The organism is Rhodococcus sp. 14-2496-1d (assembly GCF_002259365.1).
Taxonomy (GTDB): domain Bacteria; phylum Actinomycetota; class Actinomycetes; order Mycobacteriales; family Mycobacteriaceae; genus Rhodococcoides.
In genome coordinates this window covers 138846-157970 of sequence record NZ_NPFV01000016.1, presented here as the reverse complement: position 1 = coordinate 157970, position 19125 = coordinate 138846, and the positions used below count along the sequence as shown (strand labels likewise).

Here is a 19125-nt window from a genome sequence, read left to right as displayed (position 1 = left end):
GTAACTTGCGCCCGCTGGTGCTCGGCGGCCGCAATCTCGCCGTCGATAGTAGCCGAACGCTCGGTATGCAGGCGTTTCGCTCGAGCCTTACGGGGGTACTGCCGCGACCATGCCCTCCTCATTCAGTCTCCCGTACCCCTTGGGCGTCTCACGTCTGTCGAACGACGGTGCCAACCTTGCCGTCTACTCCGAAACAGCGGACTCGGTCTCCGTGGTCGTATTGAACGACGACGGAACAGAGCGCAGTACAACGCTTTTGACGCAGCGCACCGGCCACGTCTTTCACGATCTGGTTCCCGACGTCACCCCGGGAGCGCGGTACGGTCTGCGCGTCGACGGTCCGTGGGACCCCGCGTCGGGGTTACGGCACAACTCGGCGAAGTTGCTCCTCGACCCGTACGCCACCGCCATCACCGGTCAGGTCGACTGGAACGAGTCGGTCTTCTCGCATCTGCACGACGAGCCGGAGACCCGCAACGACGAGGATTCGGCACCGTACATGCCGTATTCCGTTGCTGTGCAATCGAACTTCGATTGGTCGGGAGACGAGTCACCGCGCACACCGTTGGACAAGACGGTCGTCTACGAGGTGCACGTCAAGGGATTCACCGCCACCAATCCCGATGTGCCCGAGGACATTCGCGGCACCTACGCCGGACTGGCACACCCCGCAGCCATCGCACATCTGAAACGAATCGGCGTCACGGCAGTGGAACTGCTGCCGATCCACCAGTTCGTTCAGGATTCGCATCTGCTGGAGGAGGGCCGTCGCAATTACTGGGGCTACAACTCCATCGGCTTCTTCGCCCCGCACAACGAGTACAGCAGCACCGGCGACACCGGCGGCCAGGTGGACGAGTTCAAGGCCTTGGTCAAAGCCATGCACGACAACGGCATCGAGGTCATTCTCGACGTCGTCTACAACCACACCGCCGAGGGCAACCATCTCGGACCGACCCTCTCGCTCAAGGGAATCGACAACGGCTCGCACTACCGACTCGTCGACGACGACCGGAGCGCGTACTTCGACACCACCGGTACCGGCAACAGCCTCAACGTCGGTCACCCCGCCGCCCTGGCACTCATCCTCGACTCACTGCGCTACTGGGTGACCGAGATGCACGTCGACGGCTTCCGCTTCGACCTGGCCAGCACCCTGACTCGTCAGGACTCGGACCTCGACGTGCACAGCGCGTTCCTCAGCCTCGTGCATCAGGATCCGACGCTCGCGCCGGTCAAGCTCATCGCCGAACCGTGGGACACCCAGGGCTACCAGGTGGGCGGCTTCCCGGCGCGCTGGTCGGAGTGGAACGGCAAGTTCCGCGACGACGTTCGCGATTTCTGGCGCGGCGAGAGCGGCGCTCTGCCTGCACTGGCGCAACGTGTCACCGGAAGCCCGGACGTCTACGAGAGCACCCGTCGACCCACGTTGGCCAGCGTCAACTTCATCACCGCACACGACGGCTTCACGTTGGCCGACCTGAACTCCTACGACGACAAACACAACGAGGAGAACGGCGAGGACAGCCAGGACGGCGAATCCGACAACCGCTCGTGGGGTTGCGGTGCCGAGGGCCCGACCGACGACGAGGGTGTCAACGCATTGCGAGCTCGCCAGCAACGCAATCACCTTGCGACGCTGCTGCTCTCGGCCGGTGTGCCGATGATCCTCGGCGGCGACGAGCTCGGCCGGACGCAGAACGGCAACAACAATGCCTACTGCCAGGACAACGAGGTCTCCTGGTTCGACTGGAGCACAGCCGATCAGGACCTCATCGACTTCACCACGCACCTCATCGCGCTTCGCACCGAGCACCCGGCACTGCGCCCCACCTGGTTTCGGCACGACAGCGATTCCGACGAGGAGGGAGCCGGCCCGGACACCGTCGACTTCTATCGCGCCGACGGCGAGAAGCTGTCCGACGAGGATTGGTCCGACGGCAACGCCCACAGCATTCTGGTCCTCATGCGCGCCGGGGAAAGTGATGCCTCGTTCGCGTGGATGGTCAACGCCTCACCCGGAGCCGTGGAATTCACTCTGCCGAAGGGCACCTGGACTCAGACGATCTCGAGCGACCCGGATCAGGCCTACGAGGCCGGCGGCCCGTCCATCCTGATCCGAGAGCACTCGTTCACGTTGCTGCAGGGCTGATCGAGGCGGAACACTCTGGCGTCCACCGGTCTCGAACAGCCTGCCATCGATTCGAGTCCGATCGTCCGGCCCATGCGATGTATCCATCGGGCCGGACGAGGACTGCCGGACCGCGGTCGGCTCGACGGGGGATGTCCGTTCGGCCGCAATCGTTCTCGCCGATCATCAGAAATGCGGAGTCGCGCAGTGCCGTGGTGACGGTGCCGTCGGTGAGGGGTATCTGCACGGCGCGCCGGCCGACCAGCGGGTGCTCTCCACGTCGGCGAGGGTACGAGATCGAAATACCGGAAAACATCCCGGCGATCCTGCCGACCGCACGTCGTCTGCGAAGCACCCGTGCGGAGACGATGTTGCGCAACGTCCGCGAAACCACCGAGCGCAGCAACAACATGCGAATCGTCACGCCGCTACTGCGCAACACCAGCTTTCCCACTGGATGCCGCTCGTCGTGATAGGTGTCGAGGATCTTCTCGTCGGCACCGCCGAGGACGGCTGCCAGCTTCCAGCCGAGGTTCATCGCGTCCTGGATTCCGGTGTTCATGCCCTGTCCCCCGGCAGGCGAATGTACGTGCGCCGCATCGCCGGCCAGGAATACCCGGCCCACTCGGTAGCGCCGGACTTGCCTCTCGTCGCAGGAGAAGCGCGAACTCCATCGCACGTCGGTCCAGCCGTAGTCGGTTCCGATCGCGCGGCGCACCACGTCACGAAGCCGCGTCTCGTCGACGGACGCAGCTACATCTGCGGTGTCGGTACGGTCACAGGCGATCACTCGAAACCACCCGTCGCCGAACGGCGCGACGAACGCAAAGCAGTCCTTGCCTGCGCCGATGTTGATCAGACCGTTGGGCGGATCGACCAACCGTACATCCGCGAGCATGATCGACCGCAGCAATTCCCTGCCGGGGAAGTCGAGTCCGATCGACGTGCGGACGATACTGTGCACTCCGTCGGTTCCGGCCGCATACGACGCCGTCCACTCCTGCACGCTGCCGTCGGCCACCGTCCCGCGCACCACTACTCCGTCGGCACTCTGGTCGAGACCGGTGACCTCGACCCCGCGCAGAATCCGCGCACCGGACGCCCGCGCGTACTCCTCGAGTCGAGAGTCCACGTTGGTCTGTGGCGTGACCAGCAGATACGGAAACTGCGACGGTAGTGCGCCGAGGTCGAGGGACAGTCCGTTCCAGAGTTTCAGTCCCGGCGCGTGCGCTCCGGTGGAGAGCAGGTCCTCGGCCAGACCACGACTGTCGAGGATCTCCAGCGTGCGGGCATGTACTCCGAAAGCTCGCGACAGCGGTGATGGTGCATCGTGTTTCTCGAGCACCGTCACCGAGCGGCCGGCACGCGCGAGTTCCCCCGCCAGCATGCAGCCCGCCGGACCTGCACCGACGACGATCACGTCCGAATGGTTCATGACGCACTCCCACTGTGGTCAGCGAATTCCTGGGTCAGCGAATTCTTGGTCAACGACTGTTGACTTCCGACGATAGACCCGCCGAGCACCGTGGTCAACGGTCGTTGACTTAGGCTACGGAGATGACCGAACGACAAGCTCGATCCGCGACCGCCACCCGGGCTCGCATTCTCGACGCAGCCCGCGCCCAATTCGCGGCCGACGGCTACGACCGCACCACCATGCGATCCGTCGCCGCCACCGCGGGCGTCGACGCGGCGATGGTCGTCAGGTACTACCGAACCAAGGAAGCGTTGTTCGCCGAGGCCGCCACGTTCGAACTCGACATTCCGGATCTGACCCACGTCCCACCGGAGCGCATTGCAGAAGTGTTGATGCCCAGGTTCTTCCAGGTCTGGGAGGAAGACGGAACGTTCCTCGCCCTGATGCGCGCTGCGGCTACCAATGCCGCGGCGGCAACGACCATGCACCAGGTGTTCGCCACCCAGGTCGCGCCGGCGCTGGCCGCAGTCTCGCCAGATCGGTATGCGGAGCGGGCTGCCCTAGTGGGAACCCAGGTCCTCGGTCTGGTGTTCGCACGCTACATCCTCGCAGTACCTCCTTTGGCCGAGATGACCCACGAGCAGTTGGTTCGGTGGGTAGGACCGACGCTGCGGCGCTACCTCACCGAACCACTCGACTGAGTAGGTCAGCTCACCCCGGCACGCACGTCCGGTGCGCCGAGTCGGGCTGCGTCGGCAGTGTCGTCATCGGGCTGTTGCTGCGAATCCCGTTCTGCCAGAACCCGAAGCCGATAGTGCTCGATCTCTTCGGCAACGTGCTGGTCGTCCCATCCCAGGATGGGTGCCACCAACCGGGCCACCTCGTCGGCCGCCGCTTCACCACGATCGGGAACCTCGATGGAGATGCGGGTACGACGCGTCAGAATATCTTCGAGGTGCCGCGCGCCTTCGTGACTCGCGGCATACACGGCCTCGGCCTTCAGGTACTCCGGCGCACTCTCGAGAGGCTCGCCGAGCTCGGGATTGCCGTCGATCAAGTCCAACAACTCACCCATCAGAGTGCCGTACCGACCCAGCAGATGCTCGACGCGTGAGACACGCATACCGGTGCGCTCGGCCGTCAGGGCACGGGAGTTGAACGCCCCGAGGTAGCCATCGGCACCGACGAGCGGAATGTCCTCGGTGACGCACTTCGGTACCGTCCGCTCGAGCCCGTGCACTGCGGAATCGACTGCGTCCTTGGCCATCACACGATAGGTGGTGTACTTGCCACCCGCGATCACCGTCAATCCGCGCACCGGACTGGACACCGCGTGCTCACGCGAGAGCGTGCTGGTGGAATCGGATTCACCGAACAGCAACGGTCGCAGTCCCGCGTACACACCGACGACGTCGGTGCGGTCCAACGGATCGGCGAGCAGCTTGTTCACGTGGCCCAGGATGTAGTCGATGTCGCTCTGGCTCGCGGCCGGGTGAGCCAGATCGAGCTTCCAGTCGGTATCGGTCGTACCGATGATCCAATGACTTCCCCACGGGATGACGAACAGCAGACTCTTCTCGGTTCGCGTGATGATGCCCGTGGCACTGTTGATGCGATTGCGCGGCACCACCAGGTGCACACCCTTGGACGCGCGAACCTGGAATTGTCCACGCCCACCGACCATCTGCTGCACCTCGTCGGTCCAGACACCGGCAGCATTGATGACCTGCTTGGCCCGTACCTCGAAGGAGCGGCCCGTTTCGAGGTCGCTCGCCACGACGCCGACGACCTTGTCGTCCTCCCTCAGGAAGCCCGTGACGCGAGTGCTGTTGGCGCACAACGCACCGTAGGCGGCCGCCGTACGGGCGAGCATCATCGTGTGCCGCGCATCGTCGACCTGACCCTCGTAGAACTTCACCGCACCGCGGATGGCCGAGCGCTTGCCGGACGGGAAGGACTCGAGTGTCTTCTTCTTGCCGAGGTGCTTGTGATGACTCGGCACGCCGCGTCCGGCACCCATGACGTCGTACACGCCGATGCCGAGCCCGACGTACGGGCGGTCGATCACCTTCTCCAGCGGATAGATGAACGGCACCGGACGAGCGAGATGCGGGCAGAGCTTGTTCAGTACCAGCGAACGCTCCTTGAGCGCCTCGAACACCAACGCGAAGTTGAACTGCTCGAGGTAGCGCAGACCGCCGTGGAAGAGCTTGCTCGAGCGGCTGGACGTGCCGGCCGCGTAGTCACGCGCTTCGAGCAGACCAACCTTCAGGCCGCGTGTGACGGCGTCGAGTGCGGTGCCCGCGCCGACGACGCCGCCGCCGATCACCAGGATGTCGAGCTCTTCGGCTTCCATCCTCGCCAGCGCGTCGGCGCGCGACTGCGGGCTCAAAGCCGTTGTGGTGGAACTCATTCTTCATCAACCCAATCGAGAGTACGTGTTACTGCCTTCTTCCAGCCGGCGTAGAGCTTCGCCCGCTGGTCCTCGTCCATGGACGGCGTCCATGTCTTGTCCTCGGCCCAGTTCTGACGGATGTCGTCCTCGCTCTCCCAGTACCCGACGGCGAGGCCGGCCGCGTATGCCGCTCCGAGAGCGGTGGTTTCGGCCACGACGGGCCGAACCACGTCGACGTTCAGAATGTCGGACTGGAACTGCATCAGCAGCTCGTTGACCACCATGCCGCCGTCGACCTTGAGTACCTCCAGATCGACGCCGGAGTCTGCGTTCATGGCCTCGATCACCTCACGCGTCTGATACGCGGTGGCCTCGAGGACGGCGCGGGCCAGGTGTCCCTTGTTGACGAATCGTGTCAGTCCCACGATGGCACCGCGGGCGTCCGACCGCCAGTGCGGGGCGAAGAGACCGGAGAACGCGGGGACGAAGTAGGCACCGCCGTTGTCGTCCACCGACCGTGCGTCCGTCTCGATGTCGGCGGCCGAGGAGATCATGCCCAGGTTGTCGCGCAGCCACTGCACCAGCGAACCCGTCACGGCGATGGAACCCTCGAGCGCGTACACCGTCGGCTGGTCGCCGATCTTGTAGCAGACCGTGGTCAGCAGGCCGTTCTTGCTCATGACCTTTTCGGTGCCGGTGTTGAGGAGCACGAAATTGCCTGTGCCGTAGGTGTTCTTGGCCTCGCCGGGAGACAGGCAGGCCTGCCCGAAGGTGGCTGCCTGCTGGTCGCCCAGGATGCCGGAAATCGGTACCCCGCGGAACGGACCGCGCTCACGGCCGGTGCCGTACACCTCGGAGCTCGAGCGAATCTCGGGCAACATCGACATCGGGATGTCCATGTCCGCACAGATCTGCTCGTCCCACTGCAACGTGTCGAGATCCATGAGCAGGGTACGCGAGGCGTTGGTCGGATCGGTGTAGTGCAGCCCACCGTCGGTTCCGCCGGTCATGTTCCACAGCACCCACGTGTCCATGTTGCCGAAACACAGTTCTCCCGCTTCGGCTTTGGCGCGTGCTCCGTCGACGTTGTCGAGGATCCACTTGACCTTGGGTCCGGAGAAGTAGGTCGCCAGGGGCAGCCCGGTCTTCGCGGTGTACTTGTTGGCGTCGCCCCCACCCAGTGCGGTGGCGATCCGATCGGTTCGGGTGTCCTGCCAGACGATGGCGTTGTAGATCGGCTTGCCCGTCGCGCGCTCCCACACCAGCGCCGTCTCACGCTGGTTGGTGATGCCGACTGCGGCGATGTCCTCGCGCGTCAGATCGGCAGCGGCCATGGCACCGGCCGCGACGGCGCGCACGTTGTCCCAGATCTCCGACGCGTCGTGCTCGACCCAGCCGGCCTGCGGGAAGATCTGCTTGTGTTCCTTCTGATCGACCGCGACGACGGTACCGGCGTGATCGAAGATCATGCAGCGTGAGGACGTGGTTCCCTGATCGATCGCGGCGACGTACTTTCCTGCGAACTCGGTCATGGCTTCTCTCCTGTGGTCTGGGTGTCTGCTGGGAGTCGTGATGGCGGCTCGGGCGTCGAACCTTCGTCTTTGCGCAGGTTCCTACCGATGAGCAGGTCGTACAACAACACTCCTATCGGTCCGCCTACGAGAGGTCCGACGATCGGGACCCAGAAGTACAGGCCGCCGTATTGATCTCGCCAGGCTCCACCGTATCCGGTGATGTACGACGCCAGGCGAGGTCCGAAATCTCGGGCCGGATTGATCGCGTATCCGGCGTTGGTGGCCCATGCGAAGCCGATGGCGACCACGATGAGGCCGACGATCAGTGGAGCCATGTTGGCCATCGGCGCGGTGCCGAGCGAATCGGTCACTGCCACAATGAGGAACAGCAGGATCGCGGTGCCGATGATCTGGTCGATCAGTGCCGAGGAGACGCTGACGGGCAACGTTCCGTTGCCGGGAAGCGTCGAGAAGATCGTCTGGGTGGCGGTGGTGTGCCCGGGGTCGACTGCATTGATCATGTCGTTGTAGTTCCAGCGCACCAGCAGCGCGGCCACGAAGGCACCTGCGGTCTGCGCGAGGATGTAGGGCGCAACCATCTTCCAGCTGAATCCGCGGAAGAGTGCGAACGTGATCGTGACCGCGGGGTTGAGGTGCGCGCCGGTGATTCGACCGGCGACGTAGATGCCGAACATCACCCCCAGGCCCCATGCCCAGGCGATCGAGTCGTGGTCTCCGAGACTTCCCGATTCACCGCCCGAGACCACCTGCGCGACGACGCCGGCGCCGAACAGAATGAGAATCATGGTTCCGGCGAACTCGGCAGCCATGTGCGCCGGCAGTCCCCATTCCGGTTCCTTACGAGCCATTGTGTAGCCTCCGCAAAGTTGGTGATGCACGCCACATTGCGTGCTGTTTGCCACGGTAGACGGCCTGCACTGCGTTGCACAGCTGATGCACATATGTGCAAATCGGTCGTACACTGCGACGGTGACGGACCCACGCATTGCGCCCGAATCGGATCTGCGGACCGGCCATGCCACCCAGGCAGCGCGCCTGTACTACTTCCAGGACATGACGATGGCGGCGATCGGCCGTGAGCTGGGCGTATCTCGCTCGACGGTCTCACGACTCATCACGTTCGCGCGGGCATCGGGACTGGTGGAAATCAAGATCTCCACCCCGCTCGGTCAAGCACCGCGAATCGAGCGTGCATTCGCCGATCTGTACGACATTCGTGCACATGTCGTCCCCGTGTCGGAAACCGTCGACGAATTGCAGCGCCTCGATCGCGTCGCCACCTTCGCGGGCCGATTGCTGACATCGTTCTTCGAATCCGACATGGTGATGGGCGTCGCCTGGGGAACCACCGTCAGCGCCGTCAGCCGCAAGCTCGCACCCAAACGAACCCACAACTCCACCGTCGTGCAGCTCAACGGCGCAGCGAACACCCGAACCACCGGAGTCTCCTACGCCACCGACATCGTCCGAACCTTTGCCGACGCCTACGGTGCTGTCGCGCAGGGATTTCCGGTGCCCGCCTTCTTCGACTACCCCGAAACCCGCCGACACCTGTGGCGCGAACGCAGCATCAAGCGAGTACTCGAACTACAGGATCGGATGAACCTCGCCGTGTTCAGCATCGGCGTCATGAGCGGTGCCGTTCCGAGTCACGTCTACAGCTCCGGCTACCTCGAGCGCGAGGATCGAGCCGAGCTCCAACGGGACGGTGTCGTGGGCGACATCGCCACCGTGTTCCTGCGCTCCGATGGCAGCCACGACCGAATTGCTTTGAACGACAGATCGAGTGGACCGAGCCTGGATCGGCTCAAGGTGGTTCCGCGCCGAGTCTGCATCGTCGCCGGAGCGTCCAAACTCGATGCCCTCACCGCAGCGCTGCGCGGCGGATTGATCACCGACCTCGTCATCGACGACATCAGCGCGGCCCAGTTGATCCTTCGCTCACGCGGCTGACCTACGTGAGCGGAACTTCGTAGCAGGGGTCGAAGTTTCGTGCACATGGGTGCCCTCTTGCGCTCATCCGATTCTCGTGTCACTCTTTTCTTCATGACAACCGGAAAGGCGGACACCGCCTCCCTCACGTGAGCGCCGTGCCGATGCCGTCGACATTTCCCCGTCGCGGCACATTCAGTGACAATCCCGATGACTACGCCGAGAGCATCAGTGCGGTCTGCGCGAAGCGCGATCGATGGCTCCGCTACGGCCTGAAGGCCGGCCCCTCCGATAGAACCACGGCGGAATCAGCCGTGGCACAGTTGTATCGAAGAGCCGGTTTCGACGCGCCCGAGTTCGTGTGGGTACCGTCCCCCGCTGCCGCCGCGTCCTTCGTCACGGCAGAGCAATTGGTGAGCGAAATCCCCACGACCGCAGCAAAAGACGAGAAGTCACCTGCACGCATCGCATCGTTGCTGTCGAATTCGCGTCGACGAATGGACGAGCGAATCGACAAGCGAAGAATCGAATGGCCGCGGTGGTACTTCCACCAGAATCCGAACATGCCGAGCGATCGAGAAGCGCGGATGACCGTTGCAACACGTTCACCGGAGGACGCGGCCCGAGCCGGCATCAGTCCCGATCCCATCATTCGCCGGACAGTGTGGGATTCGTTGCGCACCAGTCTGTTCGACGGTGTCGCTTCGGCGACGAGAAGCCTCGCTCCGCAGTCGTTCGGCAGTATCACCTGGTACGGCCAGCAGGAAGCGCATCGCGTCGCCTACTACGACATCTATCGCACCTTTCACCTCGCCGCGTTCGAGCGCGAGGACAACGAGCTTCTCGACATTCAATCGGCCCTCGTCGAATCGACGGGATGGTGGTGGGCGTTCGACGACGTCGCAGTGATGTCCGAACGCCCCACAGCAGTGCACACCGAGCCGGTTCCCAATCCGGTGCACGGTGAAGTGCGCCTGCACAATTCGTCTTCTCCAGCAGTCGAGTTCGGTGACGGCAGCGGTGTCCATGTCCTGAACGGGACCGTGGTTCCCAAGTGGGTGATCCACGATCCGACGGTCGAGCGCATCACCGTCGAACGCAACGTCGAGATCCGACGGAGCGCCATCGAACGAATCGGTTGGGACAACTATCTCGACCGAGCCGGTTTGCGACTGGTCGACACCGACGCCGATCCGGGCAATCCCGGTTGCACCCTGCAACTGTTCGCCACCCCGGCGGGCTGGGGCAGCGAGGGTCGAATCCTTCTCGCCGTCAACGGCTCTCGTGAACGCGACGGCGAGCGCCGACGCTACGGACTTCGCGTCCCCGGCGCGTTCTCGTCCGCGGTCGACGCCGCGGGCTGGACCTACGGCCTGGCCGGAGCCGACTACGGCCGGCTACTCCGCAGAACCTGACACCTCACCGCGACACCACATGCCGGCTACACACACCCCGACAACACCCAAGGTGACTCACATGAACTCGAACATCACACTGTCCGCACTGACCGACCTCACCGGCCTCGACGTATTCGACTATCTCGACAAGGAGATCTCCGTGCCCGTCATCGACGGCCTGCAAGCTCAAGGCGATCTGATCGTCGTTCCGTACGTACTGCTCGACGGCATAGTCGTCCCCACCGGCCAGACGCGACGCGAGAAGGTGCCGTTGACGGGAATCGAACTACTGCGCAGCGCCGCAGGCGGTAACCCCCACAGCCTGGTGGCCGACGGTGGCGTCTGCTCGTGGGCCAGTCCCGTGCACGACGTCCGAGGTCTGGCCCTGGGCATCCTGACCAACTCGCAGACGGCATACCTCATTCATCCCGAACACGGAGCCACCGGAATCGCGCCGGGGACATACGTCATCGGCCGGCAGCGAGAACGCGGACAGGGCGGCTGGTTCCCATTCGACCCACTTGGTTGCCGACTGAGGATAGTGGTGCCCATCACATTTCTGCCGAAGTGCTAGGTCCATCTCACAAACCGATCTTCGGTAGTAAGTGTGACGTTGTGTACCACTAAGGTTCGCGACATGGCTGCTGTTGTCGTCTCCACGGTCGCATGACCGGCTCCCCCTCGCCGGTCCAGAACCGACTCCTCGGAATCGCCCTTGTCCTCCTCATCGTCATGTTCGTCGGGTGGAGCGTCACCTCGTACAACAAGACGTTCGAGGACGTGGTGACGGTGTCGCTCGAGACCGACAGCGTCGGCAACGCGCTTCCCCGCAATGCGGATGTGAAGGTTCGCGGCATGATCGTCGGCGAAGTCCGCTCGGCGACAACGGCCGATGGCGTCGTCACCTCGGAGTTGGCCATCGAGCCGGACATGGCCGAGATGATTCCGTCGAACGCCACTGCGCGACTGCTGCCGAAGACGTTGTTCGGGGAGCGGTACGTCGCACTGGTCCTGCCCGAGGGCAAGCCGGCGTCAGCGATCACCGAGGGCACCGTGCTGAAGCAGGATCGCAGCGGTAACGCCGTCGAGGTCGGGCAGGTACTCGACGGCCTGTTGCCGCTGCTCCAGGCGGTGCCGCCGGAGGACCTGTCGAACACCCTCGGTGCGTTGGCTCAGGGACTGAGCGGGCGTGGTGAGCAGCTCGGTCTCACGATCGACAGACTCGAGAACATTTTTGCCGAGCTCAACACGGAGTTGCCCGCAATCCAGGAGGACCTGCGCGGGCTCGCCGATTTCTCGCAGACCTACGCCGATGCCGCTCCCGAGCTGATCAACGCACTGGACAACCTACGGACCACCGGCAATACCGTCGTCGAGAAGCGCCCGGCCCTCGAATCGCTGTACGCCTCGGTGACCTCGGCCTCGTCCACCACCGCCGATTTCCTCGACGCCAACTCCGCGAACGTCATCGGATTGGCCGCGAACTCGCGAGAGGCCGTCGAAGTCCTCGCCGAATTCTCGCCCGCGCTCGGTTGCACCGTCGCCCAGTTCGCCGAGGGGGCCAGGCGTGGACGGATCGTCACCGGCGTCGGGGACGAGTACCCCGGCATCAACGTCTCGATGCCGTTCGTCAACCCGAAGGGTCGGTACCTACCGAACCAGGACGAGCCGAGACTGTTCGAGCAGAACCGCGGCCCGACCTGCCCTACTCCCATCGAGCGTTCGACCGGCGAGTACTTCCCGCAGTATCCGGGCGGCTCCGCGAACGACGGCTCGTACCAGGTGCCGACTCGAAACCCCGGTGACCAGGACATTCCGACGCTGCCTGCACCGCAGCTCTCCCCCGTGCCCGCCTCGTATGCGAATTCGGTGACCGAGCAGCAGACCCTGGCCGTCGTCTACGGCGGGGCCACCGGAATCGACCCCGCCGCGGTGCCGTCCTGGACCACGACGGTCGGCGCTCCCGCGCTCAGAGGAACGCAGGTCACGTTCGAGTAGGACCAACTGATTGAATGGTCCGCATGCCCCGTCGACGAGCGCGGCGGGTAACGATTCAGGAGTGCAGATGTCAGCCGATACGAACACCGCCGGATTCTCCATCCAGTCCAGCAACGACGGCCGCGCGGCCGTCATCGCTGTCGCCGGTGAACTCGACGTCACCACGGCCCCCGCGTTGTCGAGCGCGATCGACGCCCAGATTTCCACCACGCCTGCCGCGTTGATCATCGATCTGAGCAAGGTCTCGTTCTTGGCCTCGGCTGCCATGACGGTGCTGGCATCGACGCAGAAGAACCACGGGGACAGCGTCGCCTTCTCGGTCGTCGCCGATGGGCCGACCACCAGCCGCCCGATCAAACTGATGGGTCTCGATCAGGAATTCGCGCTGCACGCAGATCTGGCGTCAGCCCTCGCCGCTCTCGACTGACGACACCCCCAGCGCCATCACTGCTGCATCGTCGGCCAATCCGTCGCCGAAGCTGTTCAGTAGGACTCGCAGATCCTCGACGATGATCGCTGCCGTCGCCGGGGCGTGGGCTGTCGCGAACTCGAGCAGCGCGCCCTCGTCGTCGTATCGACCCGTGCCCACCCGGGCCTCGGTCAAGCCGTCGGTGTAGAGCATCAGGGTGTCGCCTGCGCTCAACGTCACGGTGGCAGGCACGAAGCGGGCGGCACGCAGAATTCCGACGAGTTGCCCACCCGTCATGTGTACGTAGTGCGCGCTGCCGTCGGCCCGCATCACCAGCGGAGGTGGGTGACCGCCGCTGGCCATCGACACCTCGAATCCTCCGTCCGAGCGACTGAGCACTCCGAACACCGCGGTGCAGAACTGCGCATCGTTCTCGCGGAACTCCTGCCGCAGAACCGAGTCCAGGTTGTGCAGAACAGCGACCGGATCGTGGTCGTACACCGCGGCCGCGCGCAGGGTGTACCGCGTCAACGACGTCACGGCTGCGGCCGACGCACCCTTGCCGCACACGTCGCCGAGGAAGAATCCCCACCGGTCGTCCGACAGCGGGAACAGATCGTAGAAGTCTCCACCCACCTCGTCGCTCGATGCCGCGTGATAGTGCGCGGCAGCGGTCATTCCCGACGGCGGCAGCAGGGCAGGCGGCAGCAACGACCGCTGCAGGGTCTTCGCCAGCAGCTCCGCTCGAGTTCGGGACTCGAGCAACTCGCGTTCGTAGGTGCGACGGTCCCTGGCGTCGAGCGCGGTGATGCGAATCAGTACCGGCGCACCCGTCTCGTCGGTCTTGACGTTCGCGGTCATGAACACGGGCAGCCGTCGCCGATCGGACGTCACGAAATCGATCGCGATGCCGTCGAGCTGGCCGTACATCCGCAGAATCGGACCGAAATGGGTCTCGTAGTGAATCCGGCCACCAGCGGTGAGGAGTTGGGTGAAGTCGGTACCGATCAAGGCGTCGACCTCGAATCCCAGCCAGTTCGCCAGCGTCGAGTTCAGTCTCACGATCCGCATGTCCGGCAGCACCGAGAGGTAGCCGCACGGCGCGTTCTCGTACAGGTCCTCGATGTCGAGTTCGTGGATCACGACGATCTCACGAAGGTCGCAATCGCCTCGGCGGTCTGTTCGGGCTGGGTGACGTGCGGGCAGTGCCCGCTGGCGTCGAGGGTCTGCAGGGTGCTGCCTGCGATGTGTTCGTGGACGTATCTACCGACCTGAGGCGGTGCCAGCGAATCCCGAGCACAGTCGACGATCATCGTGGGCAGGGCGACCCCGGCCAGATCGGCGCGATTGTCGGACAGGAAGGTGGTACGGGCGAACACCCGTGCGCACTCGGGATCGGTTCGGCAAAAGCTCGCGGTCCACATGTTCTCGAGATCCGGCCGATCCGGTGCGTTCACCACGATCGGTGCCATCGACGCGGACCACCCGAGATAGTTGCTGTCCAACGACTCGAGCAACTCGTCGATGTCCTCGCGGCTGAAGCCACCCCGGTAGTCACCGTCGTCGATGTATCGGGGGGACGGCGTCAGGAGAAAGAGTTTGGAGAATCGCTCGGGAGCCGCCTGGACCGCGAGAACACCCATCATCGACGCCACCGAATGCCCCACGAACGTCACATCGTGCAGATCGAGTTCCTCGGCGATGTCGACGATGTCGCGGACGTAGGCCTCCAGCGGCGCGTACTTGTCGGCATCCCACGCCGCGGGGTCCGAGGCTCCCGACCCGACGTGATCGAAGAGCACGACCGAGAAATTCGGAGCCAGGATATCGGTCACCGAACGCCACAGCGTCTGGTCGCAACCGAAACCGTGAGCCAGCATCACCACGGGCCCGTCGACAGCCCCCACGACCCTGACGTTGTTCCTGATACGCGCACTCACCCGCACAGTCTGCCATCTGCTTCCGACACCGGGGAGTGAGACTGCTCCGACGGGGTATGGCCTGTGTCTACAGAAACGAGAAAGTCATGCGAGTGCTGGTCACCGGCGCAACCGGATACATCGGGTCTCGGCTGATCCCGGTCCTGCTCGAACAGGGTCACGACGTGCACGCTGCGATGCGCAATCCGAGCAAGAAATCGCGCTTCGCCTGGGGCGCTCACGTCACCGCCGTGCACTTCGACCTCGACGAGCACGAGACCTTCGACATCGCGACCGAGAATGTCGACGCGGTCGTGTACCTCGTGCATTCGATGGACGAGGGCGACTTCGTCGAGAAGGATCGGCATGCCGCGCAGGCCATGGCCGCCGCGGCCGAGCGCAACGGTGTGCGCCGGATCGTCTACCTCTCCGGACTCATTCCCGACGACGGCACGCCGCTCTCGGATCACCTGCGCTCTCGCCTGCAGGTAGAGGAGACGTTCCTCGACAGTTCCGTCGATGCCACCGCGCTGCGGGCGGCGATCATTCTCGGTTCCGGATCGACGTCGTTCGAGTTGGTGCGACGGATGACCGAGCGCCTGCCGCTCACGCCCATCCCGACGTGGATGCGCAGGCAGGTCCAGCCCATCGCCGTCGTCGACGTGGTCGCCATCATCGCCCGCGCTCTCGGCGACACCGCACGCCCGGGAACGTTCGACATCGGCGGAACCGAGACGATGAGCTACCCCGAACTACTGCAGGCGTACGGCAGCGTCGCCGGTCTGCGTCGCATACAGATTCCGGTACCGCTGTTGCCGACCGGTCTGGTGGGGCGTGCCGTCGCCAAGATCACCGCCATGCCTGCCGGCACGGTGATCTCGTTGGTCGACAGCCTCACCCACGACATGGTGGTGCGCCGCGGGAACGCAGCAACAGAGGTGTTCGCCGAGCCCGATACGTCGCTGATGAGCGTCCGAGAGGCCCTCGAGCGTTCGATCACCGTCACCGCCGAGGAGGGCACCGATGCCCACGCCGATCCCCAGGCTGCCGCCGACACCGATCCCGAGTGGGCAGGCGGAGTCGTCGATATCGTCGACGGCCATGTGCGGCAACGCCCGTCGGGCATCGTCGGAAAGGCTCTGCTCGGAGTGACCCGCTAACCGATATCGGCGTAGCGGTGGGCCCACGGCACGGCTCGCTCCAACTGACCGGCCAGTTGGACGAGCAATGCCTCGCCGCCGAGGGGTGCGGTGAAGTGCGCGCCCATCGGAAGACCCTCGAGGGTCCAGTGCACGGGAACCGACAGCGCCGGACGCCCGGTGACGTTTCCCAGCTGCGTGTAGGGAATCCACGAGATGTTGTCGTCGATCATCTGATCCACGATGCCGGTGTAGCGCAGGATTCCTGCAGTTCGGCTGCGCAGCAACAACTCCGATGCCAGCTCCAACGGCTTCGCCAGATCGAAGGCACCGATCTTCGGGGGGAGCTCCGCGAGAGTGGGCGTGAGCAGCAGGTCGTAGGTCTCGAAAAAGGTGGCCAGCGCACGCACGTGCACATGGCGACCTTCCACTGCTTCGAGGTAGTCGACACCACTGGCGGATCTGCCCAGCGCCGCCATGATGCGGGTGTCACGCTCGAATCTGTCGTCGCCGCAACCGGTTCTGCGTTTCACCTCGTCCATCTCCCACGCCAGGTAGGTGAACCAGGCCAGCAGGAATTCGCGGTTGAGATTCGCGTCGTCGTACGGTGGGGCGTCGAGAAGTTCGACGGTGTGGCCGAGATCGGTGAGTGCCTTCGCAGCGGACTCCATCGCGGCGACGGCCTGCGGGTGGGGCGACGGATTGACCGATGTCACGGCATACATTCCGATGCGTAAAGGCTTGGGGTCCTTGCCCACTCGGGACAGGAACGTTCCGTCCGGACGCGCGGGCAGATAGCCGGACGTCGCCTCACCGCCCGCCAGCACGTCGAACATCGCGGCGGTATCGCGCACCGACCGCGACACGACGCCCTGCACTGCTGCCCCGTGCATGGGTTCACCGAACGTGGGGCCCGACGGCACCAGTCCGCGTCCCGGCTTGAGTCCGACCAGACCGCAGCACGACGCCGGAATCCGGATGGAACCGCCGCCGTCGTTGGCTCCCGCCACCGGGACGATGCCGGACGCCACCGCAGCGGCCGATCCACCCGACGATCCACCGGGAGTTCTGCTGCGATCCCATGGATTTCGAGTCGCGCCGTGCACCGCCGGTTCGGTGATTCCCTTCGCCCCGAATTCCGGAGTGTTGGTCTTACCGAAGATCACCAGGCCCGCATCGAGCCAGCGCTGCACCACCGTGGAATGCTCGGGCATCGGCAGGTTCGTCAACGCACGCGATCCACTCGATGTGGGCAGGCCTGCGTAGTCCTGCGAGAGGTCCTTGATCAGGAACGGCACGCCGGCGAAGGGGCCCTGCAACGGTCGCGTCAGCTGGTCGTCGGCTTGCTCCCGCATCACCCGAACCACGGAATTGATCCGCGGATCGATCGATTCGACCTGCGCCAGTGCGCAATCGAGCAGTTCGCGCGGTGTCACATCTCCTGCGGCCACGAGACCGGCCAGACCGAGGCCGTCGTACTGGCGATACTCGTCGATGCGCATACCGGCCACAGTATCCGAGGCCATGTCGGCCTCGGAGCGGAATCAATGCCGCGAGTTCGACCCTGCAAGGGGCCGCAATGCCCCCATCACGATCAACGAACACGCCAGGAGCGCAGCGACCACGAGCAACGCTCGAAGTACGTCACCGTGCCCGCCGAGGAAGCCGATGAGGGGCGGACCGCCGAGAAAGGCGAAGTATCCGATGGAGGCGACCACACTGACGCGAGCGGCGGCAGCTGCCGGCTCGTCGGCCGCCGCACTCATGGCAACCGGGAAGCCGAGGGAGACGCCCGATCCCCACAGAAACGCGCCCAGAAACGCAAGCGGCACAATCGGACTGAGCACGAACAACAGCACGCCGACCACCGAGACTCCCGCGAGACCTCGCAGTACGACGACGCGACCGTACCGATCCAGCAGACCGTTGCCGAACCACCGCACCGCGGTCATGGCGACCAGGAACGTGGTGAACGCCAGGGTCCCTGCGACGGCCGATGCACCGTATCCGTCGATCAATGCGATGTTGAGCCAATCGTTTCCGCTGCCCTCGGCAAACGCGAACGACAAGGCCACGACACCGATCAACAGGGTGCGCGGCTCCTTCCACCGAGCGAGGGCATGTGGCCGCGAGGTGTCGGGGGCGGGCTGTTCGGGTTCGGCGTCGGACTCGTTCAGAAAGTTACGGACTCCCCACGGGATGGCTCCGACGATCGCGGCTGCGACCGCCAGCAGATGCACCGTCACCGAGACGTTCAGCACCACCATCAGTGTTCCGATCAGGGCTCCCACCACGGTGCCCGCGCTGAAACCCGCGTGAAAGCGCGGCATGATCGATCGCCCGAGCCGCCGTTCGGCCACTGCGCCATGGACGTTCATGGCCACATCCCATGCGCCGTTGGCGAATCCGAGCACGAACAGCCCGAGAAGCAACGGCACCACACCGACGAGATAGCCGGTGGAGATGATGGTCAGACCGGCCGCGAGGACGACAGACATCACAGTCACCGTGAGCCGAGACCCGAAGCGGTTGATGATGATGCCGGACAGCGGCAGGGCGAGCAACGACCCGACGGCGATGGCCAGCAGCACGATGCCGAGTTGGGACGACGTGAGCTCGAGCCGGTCCCTCACCTGCGGAATGCGCGATGCCCAACTGGCGAAGGCGAAGCCGGCTCCGATGAACGCGATGTAGGTGGCCCGTACCGCGGTGGTCGTGCGCGCCGAGGTCGCGTCGATATCAGACACTGTGAATTACCCTGTTTCTCTCGCTGTTCCGCAAGGGTAACGAACGAGGGGTCGGCCGCAGCGATCGCCGCCGAACTCGAAGTTATGGATGGATTCCGGCCGAATT

The 19125-nt window shown here is 64.6% G+C and carries 16 protein-coding genes; 8 read left to right on the top strand and 8 right to left on the bottom strand.

The features are described 5' to 3' along the window. The first annotated feature begins 109 nt into the window (after positions 1 to 109). On the top strand, positions 110 to 2152 hold the full coding sequence (glgX, locus tag CH296_RS11740) for a glycogen debranching protein GlgX (protein ID WP_094684811.1): 2043 nt from the start codon (positions 110 to 112) through the stop codon (positions 2150 to 2152). Here the strand turns inward: glgX and CH296_RS11735 are convergent. Further along, a complete protein-coding gene (locus tag CH296_RS11735) occupies positions 2133 to 3566 on the bottom strand; it encodes an FAD-dependent oxidoreductase (RefSeq protein WP_094684810.1) in 1434 nt (477 codons plus the stop codon). The genes glgX and CH296_RS11735 overlap by 20 nt on opposite strands. Before the next feature lie 122 nt (positions 3567 to 3688). Between CH296_RS11735 and CH296_RS11730 the strand changes: the two genes are divergently transcribed. Then, positions 3689 to 4249, top strand: coding sequence for a TetR family transcriptional regulator (locus tag CH296_RS11730; RefSeq protein WP_094684809.1), 561 nt, complete (start codon positions 3689 to 3691; stop codon positions 4247 to 4249). 5 nt (positions 4250 to 4254) lie between these two features. Here CH296_RS11730 and CH296_RS11725 read toward each other — a convergent pair whose 3' ends face one another. The 3 genes from CH296_RS11725 to CH296_RS11715 are packed head-to-tail and all read right to left on the bottom strand — an operon-like array spanning position 4255 to position 8326. Continuing rightward, entirely contained in the window at positions 4255 to 5961 is a 1707-nt protein-coding gene (locus tag CH296_RS11725) for a glycerol-3-phosphate dehydrogenase/oxidase (protein ID WP_032395443.1), read from the bottom strand. Beyond that, positions 5958 to 7475 carry a glycerol kinase GlpK gene (gene glpK / locus CH296_RS11720; protein WP_094684808.1) on the bottom strand — a complete coding sequence of 506 codons (1518 nt, stop codon included), beginning with the start codon at positions 7473 to 7475 and terminating at the stop codon, positions 5958 to 5960. Before glpK ends, CH296_RS11725 begins: the two co-directional genes overlap by 4 nt. Further along, positions 7472 to 8326 carry an MIP/aquaporin family protein gene (locus CH296_RS11715; RefSeq protein WP_094684807.1) on the bottom strand — a complete coding sequence of 285 codons (855 nt, stop codon included), beginning with the start codon at positions 8324 to 8326 and terminating at the stop codon, positions 7472 to 7474. Before CH296_RS11715 ends, glpK begins: the two co-directional genes overlap by 4 nt. 121 nt (positions 8327 to 8447) lie before the next feature. Between CH296_RS11715 and CH296_RS11710 the strand changes: the two genes are divergently transcribed. The 5 genes from CH296_RS11710 (at position 8448) to CH296_RS11690 (ending at position 13232) form a co-directional block, all read left to right on the top strand. After that, positions 8448 to 9431 carry a sugar-binding transcriptional regulator gene (locus CH296_RS11710; RefSeq protein WP_094631965.1) on the top strand — a complete coding sequence of 328 codons (984 nt, stop codon included), beginning with the start codon at positions 8448 to 8450 and terminating at the stop codon, positions 9429 to 9431. Positions 9432 to 9559: 128 nt separating this feature from the next. Next, on the top strand, positions 9560 to 10825 hold the full coding sequence (locus CH296_RS11705) for a DUF6745 domain-containing protein (protein ID WP_256980423.1): 1266 nt from the start codon (positions 9560 to 9562) through the stop codon (positions 10823 to 10825). A 61-nt stretch (positions 10826 to 10886) separates the two neighbouring features. Further along, entirely contained in the window at positions 10887 to 11381 is a 495-nt protein-coding gene (locus tag CH296_RS11700) for a hypothetical protein (RefSeq protein WP_256980422.1), read from the top strand. A gap of 92 nt (positions 11382 to 11473) precedes the next feature. Then, a complete protein-coding gene (locus tag CH296_RS11695) occupies positions 11474 to 12805 on the top strand; it encodes an MCE family protein (RefSeq protein ID WP_094684806.1) in 1332 nt (443 codons plus the stop codon). Between the two features lie 67 nt (positions 12806 to 12872). After that, positions 12873 to 13232: an STAS domain-containing protein gene (locus CH296_RS11690; RefSeq protein ID WP_045198136.1), complete on the top strand. Its 360-nt coding sequence runs from the start codon at positions 12873 to 12875 to the stop codon at positions 13230 to 13232. Here CH296_RS11690 and CH296_RS11685 read toward each other — a convergent pair. Together CH296_RS11685 and CH296_RS11680 are read right to left on the bottom strand one after the other, a co-directional pair. Next, positions 13209 to 14357 carry a PP2C family protein-serine/threonine phosphatase gene (locus tag CH296_RS11685; protein WP_094631960.1) on the bottom strand — a complete coding sequence of 383 codons (1149 nt, stop codon included), beginning with the start codon at positions 14355 to 14357 and terminating at the stop codon, positions 13209 to 13211. The two genes, CH296_RS11690 and CH296_RS11685, sit on opposite strands and share 24 nt — an antisense overlap. Continuing rightward, the gene (locus tag CH296_RS11680; RefSeq protein WP_094684805.1) at positions 14354 to 15154 is read right to left on the bottom strand and encodes an alpha/beta fold hydrolase; all 801 of its coding nucleotides are present in this window, start codon (positions 15152 to 15154) and stop codon (positions 14354 to 14356) included. Before CH296_RS11680 ends, CH296_RS11685 begins: the two co-directional genes overlap by 4 nt. Positions 15155 to 15240: 86 nt before the next feature. Between CH296_RS11680 and CH296_RS11675 the strand changes: the two genes are divergently transcribed. Beyond that, entirely contained in the window at positions 15241 to 16293 is a 1053-nt protein-coding gene (locus tag CH296_RS11675) for an NAD(P)H-binding protein (RefSeq protein ID WP_179277704.1), read from the top strand. On the opposite strand, the gene CH296_RS11670 is transcribed toward CH296_RS11675, so the two are convergent. Further along, the gene (locus tag CH296_RS11670; RefSeq protein WP_094684860.1) at positions 16290 to 17774 is read right to left on the bottom strand and encodes an amidase; all 1485 of its coding nucleotides are present in this window, start codon (positions 17772 to 17774) and stop codon (positions 16290 to 16292) included. The genes CH296_RS11675 and CH296_RS11670 overlap by 4 nt on opposite strands. A 42-nt stretch (positions 17775 to 17816) precedes the next feature. After that, on the bottom strand, positions 17817 to 19019 hold the full coding sequence (locus tag CH296_RS11665; protein WP_032395450.1) for an MFS transporter: 1203 nt from the start codon (positions 19017 to 19019) through the stop codon (positions 17817 to 17819). Positions 19020 to 19125 lie beyond the last annotated feature (106 nt).